Here is a 16,428-nt window from a genome sequence, read left to right as displayed (position 1 = left end):
CATTATGAATCAAGAAACATTGTTACAAAAATACCTGCAGGGGAAGCTAGCCAAAACGGAACAGCAAGAATTTGACGCGCTTTTAAAAAGTGATCCTGAGTTTAGAAATGAAGTGGAGTTTCACTCTGATGTCAACAGAGCAATTTCAGCTGAGGAAGATGAAAAATTCATGAAGATTTTATCAGATTTTGAATCTGAAGCAAGAGAGAAAAAAACAGAAATAAGTAAATTTCCAACCAAATGGCTTGTAGCTGCTTCTATCGCTTTATTAGTTGGTATAACTTATTTTTTCACAACCTATCAAAATACGACATCGCATGATCTGTATGTCCAAAACTTTAAGCCTTACCGTAATGTTACACACCCAATAATTCGAGGAGATCAATTAAATGATATAAAAACCCAGGCATTTTCTGAGTATAACAAAGGTGAGTATAAAAAATCGGTACAACTTTTCACAGAATTATATGCCTCAGAAAAGGAACCTTATTATCTCTTTTACAAAGCCAATGCTTTGATTCAATTGGATAGAGCAGAAGAGGCAGTGCCTCTATTAAACAAGCACTTAGAGACCCAAGATTCACTTACTAATAAAACGTACTGGTATTTAGCCATGGCGTATTTGCAATTAGATGATATGGTACAGGCTAAGCAGGCACTAAATAGTGTTGTAGAAAGGAATGCCTATAACGCACAAAAAGCTAAGCAGCTTCTCGATGCGCTTTAATTCGTTTGTAGCCGAATATTAGAACTCCTGTTCCTAAAAGCACAAGGCCAACAGCTAACCAAGGAGAATTAGGCTTTTCGGAAATAGGTGAGTTATCGCCCAAAACTATAAAACCAGCCCAATAGTAGGGATGTTTTAATTCCTCCTCCTGGGTATTTTTTAAGTAATCTAGTTTGGCTTTTTGAAGGGCTTTTGATTTGGAGTCTCCTTGCTTTAGATTTTTATAAAAGTTAATAAGGATCGTATTTCCTGATTCATCAGCAACAGACCATAAGGTAGAAACCACACTTTTGGCGCCTGAGTAAAAGAACCCTCGTGCCAGGCTCATAATTCCTTCGCCACGTTTTAAATCACCGGAGGAAGTATTGCACGCACTTAATACGACCATGTCAACATGTGTTTTTGTGGCGTAAATTTCCTTTAAATACATTTTTAAATCACTAAAAGCTATCCAAGGGTTGCTTTCATTTCCAATATCCGCATGGGTAGCTAAGTGAAGTACGTTATGTTTATTGGCATTTTTGATGAAATTGGCTTTAGAGGCTTTTTCATTCAAAAAAGTCTCCCCATGGTAAACTTCAGCAATATTGTTAACCTCACTTTTACTAAAAAAAAGTTCAGGAAGTTTTAGCTTAGTAAATGTAACAGGTGCAACACCAAGCCACATATCATTATTTTTAACTTTGTCTTTTTTGTTATAATCGAGTAGAGAATATGAATAAGCATAGGATATTTGAACATCCTCAATGAGATACTTTAAATCTTCAACATTGGTTACTAATATTTCGAATGGAATTTGCTGGAGTGTATAATCGGGTATTATGGTTAGTTGTTTCCCCTTAATTTTATTATATACATTTTTTGGAAGGAGGGTTTTAAATAGTTTATTGGAAATCACGTTGAGATTATCTACATCTGAAAAGCCATTAGACAAAGCAGTGATTAGGTTTTCTATATCTTTATTGAAGTTTGGAATGTCTTTTAATGGAAACAACTCAGTAGTATTGGCGGTGGTCAATAAGCCGTATCCTTCTTCTTCATTTAGAATATAGTGAAGTGCCACTTTATTTTCAAAAATATAGTTAGATTGTAATTGTTGTAATGTCAATACATTCACTTTCCTTTTAAATTTAGTATAGTTAGGATAGGTTGTGTTTAACGAGTCTACAAGCTTTTCATAAGTATACTTAAGTTCTCGTATTGTTCTTTTAAGAACAGCAAGAGAATCAATGCCTAAATGATTGATATGCTCTTCCAGTTTATTTTCCGATAAAAAAATAGCACGCTTTAGATCAAACTCTTTTTGGGCTACTTCTAATGGAATTTGGCCAATTGCCTTTGCTTCCTCATTGCTAATATCTTCTAATAACAATAGTGCTTTATTTCGCTCCATAAAATAAAAAGCATCTCCGGGACGGTTTAAAAGTTGGCAGACTTTTACCGCTTGCATATATAAGTAGGAACTTTGTTTTCGCCAGTATAATTTCGACTGATACTCGCTACTTTCATGCCGGATGAAGTCAACTATTTTATCTGCTAATTTAAACGTTTTCAGAGCCTCTGTTAGATGTTTTTTATTATTTTCTTGTTTATAGAACGTAATTAATCCATTAGCCTTTGCAACAAAATGATCAAGCATTGATAGCTTATTATCTACTAATTTTAGATCTTCAAATGTAGGTTTTTGAAATTCACTTTTTCCTAGTAATACAGTAATAGCCTTATTATAATATGTAATACCTTCTTTAAAATATTGTTTTTTAATTAACAGATCACCTAAATTCTCATAGGAATTTGAATATTTATGATCTAATGAAATAGACTTGCGAAGTTCTTTTTCCGCTCTTTTAAGGTCATTTTTTTTTAAAAGGCAAAATCCAAGATTATTATAAACGACAGCCAACTCTTCAGGGTAAAACAATTCTGAACGTTCTATTATTTTATCATATTTCGAGATAGCATCCGTATAGTTTCCAGTTCTGAGTAAAAGGTTACCCTCTAACAGAAGTACTTGATTTTTTTCAAAAGAATTTTCTCGATTTTTATCTCGTATAATCGAATCAGCCTTTTGAAGCTGAGTATAAATTGTATTTTCATATTTTAGGTAATCCATTGTTCCGTAAGTATCTGCCATCAAAATATGAGTATTCAATAAGAATGCCCATTGTTCAGGGACATTCTTACATATTTCAATTATCTCATTGAACCTATCAATAGCCTTATGAAAATCGCCAGTTTCTAGATATATCATTCCCAAATCTTTTAAAGCGTAAAGAGTTACTTCATCTGTGCCATTTAATAAAATAATTTTTTTAAAGATTTTTGTGGCTTCATATGAGTTGCCGTTTAGGTTTTCAAAATAGCCGTGATTATACATTGACTGTTTCAAAGAAATTGTATCTGTTATTGGTGGATTTGATTTTATTTCAATGGCTTTTAAAGTAAAAAAAATTGCTTTATCAAGCGATTCTTGTTTTTCATGCTTAAGCCAATTTAGGAAATACCACTTATTTCCTAAATCATGGTAACAATTACCCAGACTTACGTTGTCGCTTCGAACCAAACTTGCGACAAGCGAATCGATTTTTTGCTGTTTAACATCTAACGAGAGATTGGAATTTATTAGTTCCTCAAGAATGGTACACTGAGAGTAGGCGTGTTCATGAATTATAAGTCCAATTAAAAAAGTAACTAATAACCTCAATTTCATTTAAAGACAATTTGCATATTATCAATTTTAGACATACTTGTTAAGTTGAAAATGTGAATGTTTAATTCCGCTTGCTTGCCAATCTTATGACTGTAAAATATAGTTGTTTTTGGAGTTATTCTATATACTTGAAATCTATAACGGGTAAACCATTATTCGGTCTTTTAACAATATTTGATTCATATAGAAATGAATGTAAAAGTGAATGACCTCTAAGGTTAGGGTGCTCCAACCCGAATTTTAAAAGTTTAGCAGAAAGATAACCGGCTCCATAAGACGTACCTTCAACTTGGAACTTTACCGCATCTACAATTCCTTGGGTTTGTATTTTACTTTCAAGTATATAGGACCATGGAGCAGCCAAATCAACACTTTTTATGCCGTAATTTGAACCAACTGTAGCTATTTCAGTAGTCGCTAATAACAAAGAACCATAATTATCCTTCTCATAACCAGCTACTGAAACTATATTATTAGAAGGCTGCATGGAAGCCGTATTAAAAGAAAGACTGGAGTTGTAACTAGATGGGAAATGTGGAAGGGTATCATTATTTCTTCGTTCATTTCCAGCAGAGGCCACAACAATTGATTTTTCATTCAACAAGTCTATGTAATCCTTAAGGACTAAAAAATCCTCAGAAAAATTAAAAGATGTCTCTGCCAATGTGGCTCCAAAACTAGCATTAACAATAGCAATATCTATCTTGTTCCCTACAGCTTCTTCCATTTCTATAATCTTATTTATATAACTAAAGGCGCATACAATTTCCCAGTAGTTTCCTTTTCCATGGTTATTAAAAACTTTTAATGGTAGAATTTGAAATTGTTCCTTATCCGAATTGGGCACGTTTTTTAGAATATTCTTTGTTACTAATGTTCCGTGCTGAGTAAAATCACTTAAATCTGTATTTTTATTTATAAAATTCCAACCATAACTTCCATTAATGGAAGTTATACTATCACCACAAATAGCATTATTATATTTATCAGTTTGAAGCAATTTGAAATTACCTTCATCAATTAAAGTTTGAATCTCCAATCCTGTATCAATAATTACTATTACTGATTCGCCGTTATTAGGATTGATTGTTGCTCGAATTTCATCTTGTTTTATAAGTTGGACTTCTTTTGATCGGGAAGGTAATACGATTTCGATATTTACATCACCTTTAACACCACTATGAGAATTTCTTCTAACAGTACCTATTGCGTTTTCGATATTTAAAGTATCTGGTATATTCCAAAGCATAATATCATCATCGCAAGAACATCTTTTGATATTTTGTATGCCAAGGCTGTCTGCAATTAGTTGTAAAGTAGCACTATCTCCTGATACTACTATTTCTTTATATCCTCCTTCAGGAGAGGAAATTGACATACGGCTTGGCCTAATAGTAGGTAGGTTACCTTCTTCGGTAGGGTTTGGTTTTTTTGAAAAACCTTTAATCTCCTTGCAGTTGGTCAGCGCTAAAAGAAACATTACTAGACTTAAAAGTGAAAGTAGGTAGGATATTTTTCTCATAATGGTTTTAGATTTAATTTACTGGTTAGTGTTCAATAAAATTAAATGGTTAACATTTATAATTAATTAGATGTTACTTTATAAGAGTTTTTTTTGTTTTATAAATCAGATAGATAGATTTGTGAAGGTAGTAATTTTCTTTTGGAAAAGAGGAAAGCCCTTTCTAAAATATTTAATAAGAATTTTATTTAATGAACTTAACTGGAGCGAATTTCTGTGCTCTAAAACCCTCCAGAATTGCACTTGTACTTTACCAAAAGATCAAACAGGAAATATGAGTAAGTACTCTTTTTTTACTTTTTTTTTGATTTCATGTTAACCTTTTATTCCTAGATAGAACTAATAAACAAAGAAGTACGTGCACAAGCCTTCTAAACATTAACATTTTAAATTTTTAATTATGAAATTAGAACCTATTATTAAGGACACAGTAACTCTTGCAAATAGCGAGATTAAGAAAATTGCAGATAGAGTTGCAAACACAGCTATTTTAGCTGCAGAGAAAGTATCTGTCGACCCTAGTTTTAAAGCTGAAAAAGATAGTTTTGAAAGTATTATGCTACAACGACTAAAAACTTTTGATCAGACTAAAATCAAAAATATTCAAAAGGAGGTAACACCGCTAGCTAAGGCATCCCAAGAAGTTCGTAGTGGGGTATATGGTGATTTGGGTAAAATAAACATCTTTGATGTTAAAAACGTTGAAGCTGCTGTTAACAAATTAGAGCCATTAAAGATAGAGCGTAAGCTGCTAGGTTTACGGACAGTACCTAAGAATTTAAATTTATCTGACGTTGAAATTAAAAAATATCTTGAAGGTCAAAGTGAAATTTTAAATACGCATAATATCACTTCTATTGATGCCATTACTGGTGGCGGACGACTTTTTAGTGATATTGGTCAGATTTCAGAAGATGAAAATACCCAGTTAGACGATTTTCAACCACAAGCAGTTACAGACAAGTTAGCGCTTTATATACGTAGGGTAAAATGTGTAGATGAAACAGGTAGGGCTAGTATTTTTGATCCAGAAGGGGAATATTATGGAGATGACGAAATCGCGCTTGCTGGAACTTCAGTTGATGAAACTGGTGATACTAAAAAGATTCCTGAATTTAGGGTTGGAAATTCCTTTAATGACGGAGATACCAAATGGTACAGTCCCCATAAGCAATGGCATTGGTTCAGTATGAGGGAAGGCGGTAGCAACTGGCCAAAATCCTACTACCTGACTTTTATATTAGCGGAGAAGGATTTTAATGGTTTGTCTGATTTTTTACAATTACTTTGGGATAAAGTTGGTAAAAGTGTTACAGAGGCGGTTGCTACTGCCGTAGGAGGAGCGGTAGGATCAGCATTAGGACCGTTAGGGGCTGTAATAGGAGCAGCTATTGGTTACGCTGTTGCTAAAGTTATTGAATGGTTTATCAAATTGTGGAAAGATGATATTTTTCCACCAAAAACCATTAGTTGTACCGTACCATCTTATGGTGCCAGATGGACTAAGAATGGAACCTGGGGCTATACTACTTCTAGCTATAGAACTGCTCATTTTTATGGGCATAATGGGCATTATTATATAGAATATTATTGGAGATTGTTCTCTTAACAGCATAACGAATATAACCTAAAGGTAGGTAAAACTTAGCTTTGAAATAATGTCATACAAAAAAAAGTATGGCATTATTTTTTTAACATTATAGTCACTACTATAAAATAGTACTATCAAAACTTAAAAATATATGAAAACCATTAACGATATTTCACAATTGTTGAAACTGTGGCCATATCACTTGCCAAATACAGATTCGTTTTTACGCACTTTGCCTAGTGTAGCCAAAACAAAATCTATAAAAGTAGGGTTCATAGATACAGGAGTAAATAAGTCTCATCCATGTTTCGCCAAAGCCAAACTAATAGCCAAGGATTTTTCGGGAGGTTCAAATGCAGTAGATGAGTTAGGACATGGCACCCATTGTGCCGCTCTTTTAGTGGGGCATGATATTGGGGTTCATGTTGGCCTTATTCCAGATGCCAAACTCTATGCTGCAAAGGTAGTGGGGCGTTATAGAAAAGGACCAAAACACACCGAAAAAGCAATGGTTGAGGCTTTGAAATGGCTGATAAAAAAAGAAGTTCATATCATTTTGATTACCATGGGGAGAACAAAACACAGTGTGATTATAGAAAATCAAATCCAGTTAGCTTTGAATCAAGGGATAATAGTGATAGCTTCAGCCGGTAACCATGGCGGGAGTTTACCACTTTTTCCATCCAGCATACCGCAAGTAGTTTGTGTTTCTGCTATGGATAGAAATGGATTAGCTTTACCAGAATGTTACACAGGAAGTCTTGTTGATGTTTTTACTCCAGGTGAAGCTATTATTAGTGCAGATAAGTATTCTAAATATTGTGAAATGAGTGGGTCTTCGCAAGCTGCGGCTATTTTTTGTGGTCTTATTGCTCGTAAAATTGCTCATATTTGAAAAATTTAAGGGAATTTCAAAAGTATAAGAGCGCATGTGTTAGTTGTATTCAGATTTAAAGGTTATTGATATCTGACTAGCTTATATCTTTTTGATGAGATTATGGTAGCAGTGATTAACAAGTTGTGGCTTGACTATATATCTGTTCCTTTTTGCATCGAGAAATAAGTTCATCAATCTATTTGTGTATTTAAAAGTGCCCGTTTTTAATATGATAACGACTATGGCCGAATACATTTTAAAACATTTCTGAAAAAGAACAAAAGGTGGTAACTATTCAGCCTCAAATGTATTTATGACTTAATTGAAAGGGAGTTGTGGTGCTCATTGTGAAACGCATGGAGCTGCTACTCGTGTTTCCTAAGACCAAAAAATAACAGTTAATAATACGGTGATCGGTTATTAGATCTTACTTTAATTTTAGTAGAGCAGGTCGTGCTTTTAGCTAAGAAGAATTAATAAATGTAGTAAAAAACAAAAAGCTAAGGATAATAGATGTAAATAATAGAAGATAAAATAGAATTAATAGGAAAAGTCTCTATAACTAGATTAAATTAAACCTGTAAGTTTATTCTTGGTTTTGGTCTAGGTTTTTTTATGTTAAATCAGTAAAAGTCTAGTTTTAATCTAGTTCCTGGTTTTTCATCTACCCTAAAATCTAAGTAGTTTTGGAAGGATAACATCTTAAAATTTTAACTTTTGAGTACAAAGTGTTAATTATTGTAAGTTTTAACACGTGCAGTATGTAAGTTAAAGTCTATGTATGTTTGATGCCAACCCCAACAAACTAAACCTACTACCATGATTAAATTTAACCTAAAAAAGATGTTTTTTTATGTCTTTTTTTTACTAGTACCAATTTGCATTTGGTCCCAAGATGTAAAAGTAGAATTAACATTTACATATCAAAACACTCCTGTAAAAACCTTTACTGTTAACGATTTAATTGTTATTGACTTGCCTACTGCTGCTACTGCAACTTGGTATGATGCGCCTAGTGGAGGTAATTTATTGCTTCCTACAGAACCCCTTGTAAGCGGGCAAATTTATTATCTCGAAACTATACCGGCAGCTGGGATTGGAACTCGTTTACAAACTATTGTCTATGAAGTCTCTCCTTCACTTGAAGCTGATAAATCCAATGATGTATGTTTAGGAGAACAGGTGACTATATCGGCAAAGGATCTCTTGACAAACGAACAATTTGAAATTGAAAATACAAATGGTATAGGCTTGGGATTAACAAAAATCACAGATTATGGTGACTCTAGTTATTTTGTGAAAGAAGATAAAATGTCTTGGGAGGATGCTTATACTTTAATAAATGCTATTCCGGGAGCTGCGATGTATATCATAAATGATACATCGGAAGAAGGTTTTGTATTTAATGAGTTAACGAATTTAGGCCTTGCAGATCCTGGCGATGCTAACGCTTTTTGGCTGGGTTTAAAACAATTTGCAAGTGCTGTAGATTTTGATGATACTGTTAATCAAACCGGTTGGTATTGGATTGATGGAACGCCAATGGGGTATACAAATTGGAGTGCCGATGAACCAAATGATTATAGAGATGCGCCAAGCTTAGCACCCCCTTATCAATTATATGATGCTGGAGGTATCAATGATGAAGACTATGGTCAATTCGATTTTCAAGCTAGAGGGGTACAATGGAATGATGCTCCTAATGATAGTCAAGATAGAAATTCATTCCCTATTTTTGAGTTTACTGGGATATCAGGATTGCAATGGTATCAGCTGAATACAACTACTAATACTTATGAAGTAATTCTTGGAGAGACTAACGGAGATTTACAAATTACAGCATCTGAACTTAGCCAAAAATATAGATTAGAATTTTTAGTAAATGGTATTACTTCGTCTTTAGACTATGAGGTTCAAGCGGTAGATGTACAAATATTCCCTATCGCATCAAATTTAACCACAGCATGTGATGATGAGGTTGATCCATTACTTCAAGACGGGGTGTATGCTTTTGATACTTCAACCTTTGAAAGCACTTTACTAAATGGTCAAATGGGTATGACTATTAGTTATACTGATGAAAACGGACTTCCACTTTTATTAACTAATCCACTTAACACAGGAACGCAATCAATTAACGTTCGTATAGAATCAAATTCAAATGCCTCATGTTTTACCACTGGGACTATAGATTTTGTAGTGAATGCGTTGCCAAAGATAAAAACCAATACTGACGGGAGTGAAGATGTTACAATCTGCTTTGGGTCAACGACCACTCTAGATGCCGGAATAGCTGATGGTAGTCCAGAAACAGATTATACATATGAATGGTCAAAAGATGGTACGGTCATATCCCCAGTTGAAACAAACCAAACATTAATTGTAGATACAGATGGTGATTATACTGTAGAAGTTACTTCAATAGCTTCTGGTTGTAGTGCAACCCGTAACATTAATGTTGTTGTTACACAAGATCCGCAGCCTGCTATAGAATGTTGGGAAACCGCCACATTTAATAATACAACCTGTACATGGGACGTAACAGGAACCCAAGAAACAGAACCTGTTACAGAGTGTTGGGAAACCGCAACATTTAATGATACAACTTGTACATGGGATGTAACAGGAACGCAAGAATCAGAACCAGTTACAGAGTGTTGGGAGACTGCCACATTTGATTCTAGTACTTGTACCTGGGTAGTTTCTGGATCACAACCCGACAAACCAACAGGATTAGAATGCTGGCAAACCGCCATGTTTAATGATACGACTTGTTCTTGGGATGTAGTGGATGCACAATCAAATCCACCTACCGATTTAGAATGTTGGGAAACAGCCACATTCGATTCGGGAATATGTGACTGGGTTGTTAAAGGTATTCAACCTGATGAACCAACAGGTTTATTTTGTTGGGAAACTACAACTTTTAATAATACGATTTGTTCTTGGGATATCATAGGAGGGGAGCCATTAGCACCCACAGATTTAGCTTGTTGGGAAACAGCCACATTCGATTCTAGTACTTGTACCTGGGTAGTTTCTGGATCACAACCCGACAAACCAACAGGATTAGAATGCTGGCAAACCGCCATGTTTAATGATACGACTTGTTCTTGGGACGTAGTGGATGCACAATCAAATCCACCAACCGATTTAGAATGTTGGCAAACTGCTACCTTCGATTCGGGAATATGTGATTGGGTTGTTACAGGTACTCAACCTGATGAACCAACAGGTTTGGAGTGTTGGCAAACCGCCATATTTAATGATTCGACTTGTTCTTGGGACGTAGTGGATGCACAATCAAATCCACCAACCGATTTAGAATGTTGGGAAACCGCCACATTCGATTCGGGAATATGTGACTGGGTTGTTACAGGTACTCAACCTGATGAACCAACAGGTTTATCTTGTTGGGAAACTACAACTTTTAATAATACGACTTGTTCTTGGGATATCATAGGAGGGGAGCCAGTAGTACCTACAGGTTTAGCATGTTGGGAAACCGCCACATTCGATTCTAGTACCTGTGCCTGGATAGTTTCTGGAACAAAACCCGACAAACCAACAGGATTGGAGTGTTGGGAAACCGCAGAATTTGATAAATCAACTTGTTCATGGTTAGTTACTGGTTCTAAACAGATTGAGACCTTGAATTTCGAATTGTGTAGTAATCAAGCTTTAGAGCTTTATGCTACAACTGTGGTAAGTAATCCAAGTTACAAATGGAGTACTGGTGAAGTTAGTGATCGTATTTTCGTAACTACTGGAGGGACTTACACAGTACAGATTTCAGATGGCAGTTGTGTAGTTAGCGAAATAACTTACAACGTTACTCCAATAGCTGCACCAAGTATTCAATCTGTTGTTTCGGATGCCGATAAAATAATTATAAACACAACTACCAATGGGGATTTCTTATATTCTTTAGAGGGGGATATATATCAATCTAGTAATATTTTTTATAATATACCAGCTGGCTTATATACCATCCATGTAAAAGAAGCGTTTTGTAATGACGTAGATACTAAAGAGCATTTCCATTTTTATATTCCTAAGTTTTTCACCCCAAATCATGATGGGTTCAATGATACTTTCGAAATAAAAGGTCTTGAATTTTTTGGAAGCTCAGAAGTTTCTATTTTCAATCGATATGGAAAACTATTAAAACATGTGATTAATAACTCGTTTTCTTGGGATGGTAGGTACAATGGAACAGAACAACGAACAGACGATTATTGGTATGTTGTAATTGTGGATGGCAAAAAAATTACAGGACATGTCACTTTAAAAAGATAAATTAGGAAAGGCTTATTCATTCCTTTAAGTTAATCGCAATCAAGTAATAAAAGGCTATCCAATTGGATAGCCTTTTAACTTGACACATTCATAATTCAAATAGAATGAATTTTGTAGAGCATTTAAATTTAGTGCCTTTAATAAAGGTACAGGGCTTAAAAACTTTGTTTACAAGGCGTAATCAATAACTACAGTTTAAAACTAAAATGTAGGTTCCGATGCAATTTTTCGATCAATAATAATCAATTTTTTGTTACTAGAAACAACATTATGATTCTAAGTAGAAAAGAAGACTGTCTAAAAATTATAAACATTAAAAATAATCAAATCTTAGATTTATTTGAGGAGTATTCAAAAACTTGGCTCAATTCATAATTCACCTTTGCAGAAAAAGGAAAGAAGTGATACGAGTTATAAAGAAATAAAATATAAACTACTTAAATAATAAAAAGTGCTAGCCTTCTTATTTGGGATAAAACCCTCCGTTGTTTTATTAGGATTGGTCCTGAAATCATAACTCCCGGGGAGGAATCTCAGGGAGTTTCTTTTTTTAGTACAAATAATTTACATCCGTTTTTAAAGGGTGTAACTAAAAAACTTAACGAATATCATAACTTCATATTCATGTATGCCAAAGTGTTCGTAAACTAGTGTTTTATATAAAAATAACAGTTAAATTCATTGGTGTAAATACTGTGTTTAGCATGTTCATAAAATAGCCTTAAGTCGGTAAACTAACTGTTTTTACATGCTACTCGAAAATCCTCAGATTATTATAATTTGATTTTTATTAGAATTATTTTTAAATCAACTGATTTACAGTGACTTAAAAAGTTTAGGGTTTAGGGTTATAAGCATGGTACGGTAGTTTTATTGTTTTTCATAGTTTTATTTGGTTGGGTTAATTATTGTGCTTATCATAAAATTATAGTATACAACTGTAAGTCAATAAATACAAACTAGACTAGAGCTGAAGTAGTTAGAAAATGTTATCTTATGTTATGTTTTTTTCGGATCTAACTCTCTAATTACTAGATACAATTTTTTTATGTGTTTTTAGAATTACTTTCTGATTAAAATATTTAAGGTTTAAAAGATAAATTAATGGTTATTATTTGCTTACGGTTTTCTTTTTTCAGCAAGAAAAAAAATCTCCATATGAGGTCATAAAATTAAAGCATTAATTCGTTAAATAAATACAAGATATTACCCTTTAGTAGTAAAAAATTAACTTTTTTGTTGAAAAGTCAACTGGAATACGAAAAATATTCTTAAGTTTGATTGCTGAAATCACAAGTCGGTTCTTAATTATGTGATTTCTAGTAAATGTTTATGCTCGAAACTCCTCCGTTTATACTTTAATGCATAAACAACTTAATTATGTCTAATCTATTCAGATGTAATTTTCCTAACCTATATTTACCATGATTAAATTTAACTTAAAAAAGATGTTTTTATATGTCTTTTTTTTATTAATACCTGTTTGCATCTGGTCCCAAGATGTCAAAGTAGAATTAACATTTACATATCAAAACACACCTGCAAAAATCTTTACTGTTAATGATTTAATTGTTATTGACTTGCCTACTGCTGCTACTGCAACTTGGTATGATGCGCCTAGCGGAGGTAATTTATTACTTCTTAATGAACCCCTTGTAAGCGGGCAAATTTATTATCTCGAAACTATACCGGCAGCAAATATTGGAACTCGTTTACAAACTATTGTTTATGAAATCAGCCCTTCACTTGAAGCTGATAAACCCAATGATGTATGTATGGGAGAACAGGTAACCATAACAGCAAAGGACCTCTTGACAAACGAGCAATTTGAAGTTGAAAATACAAATGGTATTGGTTTGGGATTAACAAAAATTACAGATTATGGTGACTCTAGTTATTTTGTGAAAGAAGATAAAATGTCTTGGGAGGATGCTTATACTTTAATAAATGCTATTCCGGGAGCTGCGATGTATATCATAAATGATACTTCGGAAGAAAGTTTTGTATTTAATGCGTTAACGAATTTAGGCCTTGCAGATCCTGGCGATGCTAACGCTTTTTGGCTGGGTTTAAAACAATTTGCAAGTGCTGTAGATTTTGATGATACTGTCAATCAAACCGGTTGGTATTGGATTGATGGAACGCCAATGGGGTATAGAAATTGGAGTAACAATGAACCAAATGATTATAGAGATGCGCCAGGTTTAACACCCCCTTATCAATTATATGAAGTAGGAGGGATTAATGATGAAGATTATGCTCAATTCGATTTTCAAGCGAGAGGGATGCAATGGAACGATGCACCCAATGATACAGCAAATAGAAATTCATTCCCTATTTTTGAGTTTACAGGGATATCTGGGCTCCAATGGTATCAGCTCAATACAACCACTAATGCTTACGAAGCAATTCCTGGAGCGACTAACGGGGATTTACAAATTATAGCAGCTGAACTTAGCCAAAAATATAGATTAGAATTTTCAGTGAATAGTCAAAACTTATCTTTAGACTATGAAGTTAAGGCAGTAGATGTACAAATATCCCCCATAGCTTCAACTTTAACCACAGCATGTGATGATGAGGTTGATCCATTACTTCAAGACGGGGTGTATGCTTTTGATACTTCAACCTTTGAAAGCACTTTACTAAATGGTCAAATGGGTATGACTATTAGTTATACTGATGAAAACGGACTTCCGCTTCCGAGTCCATTACCTAATCCGTTCGTTACGGGAACGCAACAAGTAAACGTTCGTATAGAATCAAATTCAACCCATTTATGCTTTTCCACAGGAATTATAGATTTTGTTGTGAATGGCCTGCCAAATATTAGAACGAATACCGATGGTAGTGAAGATGTTACAATGTGCTCTGGGTCAACAACCACTCTAGATGCCGGAATAGCTGATGGTAGTTCAGAAACAGATTACACCTATGTGTGGTCAAAAGATGGTACGGTCATATCCCCATCTGAAACAAACCAAACATTAACTGTAGATACAGATGGTGATTATACGGTAGAAGTTACTTCAATAGCCTCTGGTTGTAATGTGACCCGTAACATTAATGTTGTTGTTACGCAAGATCCGCAGCCTGTTATAAAGTGTTGGGAAACCGCTACATTTAATAATAGCACTTGTTCTTGGGACGTAATTGGGGGGAAACCAAGTGAACCAACAAACATAGAGTGTTGGGAAGCAACCACATTCGATACCAGTACTTGTACTTGGGTAGTTTCTGGGACAAAACCAATTGAGCCAACCGGTTTAGAATGCTGGGAAACCGCAGAATTTGATAAATCAACTTGTTCATGGTTGGTTACTGGTTCTAAACAGATTGAGACCTTGAATTTCGAATTGTGTAGTAATCAAGCTTTAGAGCTTTATGCTACAACTGTGGTAAGTAATCCAAGTTACAAATGGAGTACTGGTGAAGTTAGTGATCGTATTTACGTAACTACTGGAGGGACTTACACAGTACAGATTTCAGATGGTAGTTGTATAGTTAGCGAAATAACTTATAACGTTACTCCAATAGCTGCACCAAGTATTCAATCTGTTGTTTCGGATGCCGATAAAATAATTATAAACACAACTACCAATGGGGATTTCTTATATTCTTTAGAGGGGGATATATATCAATCTAGTAATATTTTTTATAATATACCAGCTGGCTTATATACCATCCATGTAAAAGAAGCGTTTTGTAATGACGTAGATACTAGAGAGCATTTCCATTTTTATATTCCTAAGTTTTTCACCCCAAATCATGATGGGTTCAATGATACTTTCGAAATAAAAGGTCTTGAATTTTTTGGAAGCTCAGAAGTTTCTATTTTCAATCGATATGGAAAACTATTAAAACATGTGATTAATAACTCGTTTTCTTGGGATGGTAGATACAATGGAACAGAACAACGAACAGACGATTATTGGTATGTTGTAATTGTGGATGGAAAAAAAATTACAGGACATGTCACTTTAAAAAGATAAATTAGGAAAGGCTTATTCATTCCTTTAAGTTAATTACAATCAAGTGATAAAAGGCTATCCAATTTGGTAGCCTTTTAACTTGATACATTCATAATTCCAATAGAATGAATTAATTTTATAGAGCATTTAAGTTTAATGCCTTTAATAAAGGTACAGGGCTTAAAAACTTTGTTTACAAGGCATAATCAATAACTATAGTTTAAAACTAAATTGTAGGTTCCGATGTAATTTTTCGATCAATAAGAATCAATTTTTTGTTACTAGAAACAACATTAAAACTGATTTAAAGCATAAAGGAAAACTGCCTAAGAATTATTTTTAAAGAAAAAAAACAGGATAAGTTTGTTCAATCCTCATTTTGAAATCCTACTATACCACCAGTATTTTCAAAAATAAAAATCCAAGAGTTGAATAATAGTTTATATAAGAATTTCTTTTGCAGAAGTTTATTAATTTTTCATTGATTCAAATCAACTTTCTATTGATAATATTTGAATACTTTAGATAGAATAGACATTTTTGTTTTTTATCAATAAGCTTTAATTTAAATGTATCTTAGTATTATGAAGAAAACAATCTCAAATAAACAAGCGTCTGGTTTTTTTGAGTCTACTTTTATCTTTCTGTTTTGGGTGTAAGCTTCCCCATTTTAGAACTGCTTAATTTTCTAAAACTAGTTTAAAATTACTGTTTTTAATTCTCTTGGGGCT

General features: G+C 33.8%; 7 protein-coding genes. 5 read left to right on the top strand and 2 right to left on the bottom strand.

From position 1 onward, the window contains the following. Positions 1–4: 4 nt before the first annotated feature. Positions 5–727, top strand: a complete 723-nt coding sequence (locus Q4566_RS14765; RefSeq protein WP_303422810.1) for a tol-pal system YbgF family protein — start codon at positions 5–7, stop codon at positions 725–727. Here the strand turns inward: Q4566_RS14765 and Q4566_RS14760 are convergent. Continuing rightward, positions 702–3,437 (bottom strand): CHAT domain-containing protein, encoded by a 2,736-nt coding sequence (locus Q4566_RS14760; RefSeq protein WP_303422807.1) that lies wholly within the window; start codon positions 3,435–3,437, stop codon positions 702–704. The two genes, Q4566_RS14765 and Q4566_RS14760, sit on opposite strands and share 26 nt — an antisense overlap. Before the next feature lie 115 nt (positions 3,438–3,552). Then, positions 3,553–4,959 (bottom strand): S8 family serine peptidase, encoded by a 1,407-nt coding sequence (locus Q4566_RS14755; protein ID WP_303422804.1) that lies wholly within the window; start codon positions 4,957–4,959, stop codon positions 3,553–3,555. A 400-nt stretch (positions 4,960–5,359) separates the two neighbouring features. Between Q4566_RS14755 and Q4566_RS14750 the strand changes: the two genes are divergently transcribed. The 4 genes from Q4566_RS14750 (at position 5,360) to Q4566_RS14735 (ending at position 15,718) form a co-directional block, all read left to right on the top strand. Further along, the gene (locus Q4566_RS14750; protein ID WP_303422802.1) at positions 5,360–6,568 is read left to right on the top strand and encodes a glycine zipper family protein; all 1,209 of its coding nucleotides are present in this window, start codon (positions 5,360–5,362) and stop codon (positions 6,566–6,568) included. A gap of 133 nt (positions 6,569–6,701) precedes the next feature. Then, on the top strand, positions 6,702–7,445 hold the full coding sequence (locus Q4566_RS14745) for a S8 family serine peptidase (RefSeq protein ID WP_303422799.1): 744 nt from the start codon (positions 6,702–6,704) through the stop codon (positions 7,443–7,445). A gap of 801 nt (positions 7,446–8,246) precedes the next feature. After that, positions 8,247–11,726 carry a T9SS type B sorting domain-containing protein gene (locus Q4566_RS14740; RefSeq protein ID WP_303422794.1) on the top strand — a complete coding sequence of 1,160 codons (3,480 nt, stop codon included), beginning with the start codon at positions 8,247–8,249 and terminating at the stop codon, positions 11,724–11,726. 1,424 nt (positions 11,727–13,150) lie between these two features. Next, entirely contained in the window at positions 13,151–15,718 is a 2,568-nt protein-coding gene (locus Q4566_RS14735; protein ID WP_303422791.1) for a T9SS type B sorting domain-containing protein, read from the top strand. The last annotated feature ends 710 nt before the right edge of the window (positions 15,719–16,428 follow it).

This window comes from Tamlana sp. 2_MG-2023 (assembly GCF_030548465.1).
Lineage (GTDB): Bacteria > Bacteroidota > Bacteroidia > Flavobacteriales > Flavobacteriaceae > Pseudotamlana.
Note: the sequence above shows the minus strand (reverse complement) of the source record. Positions and strands in the feature narration are given on the sequence as shown.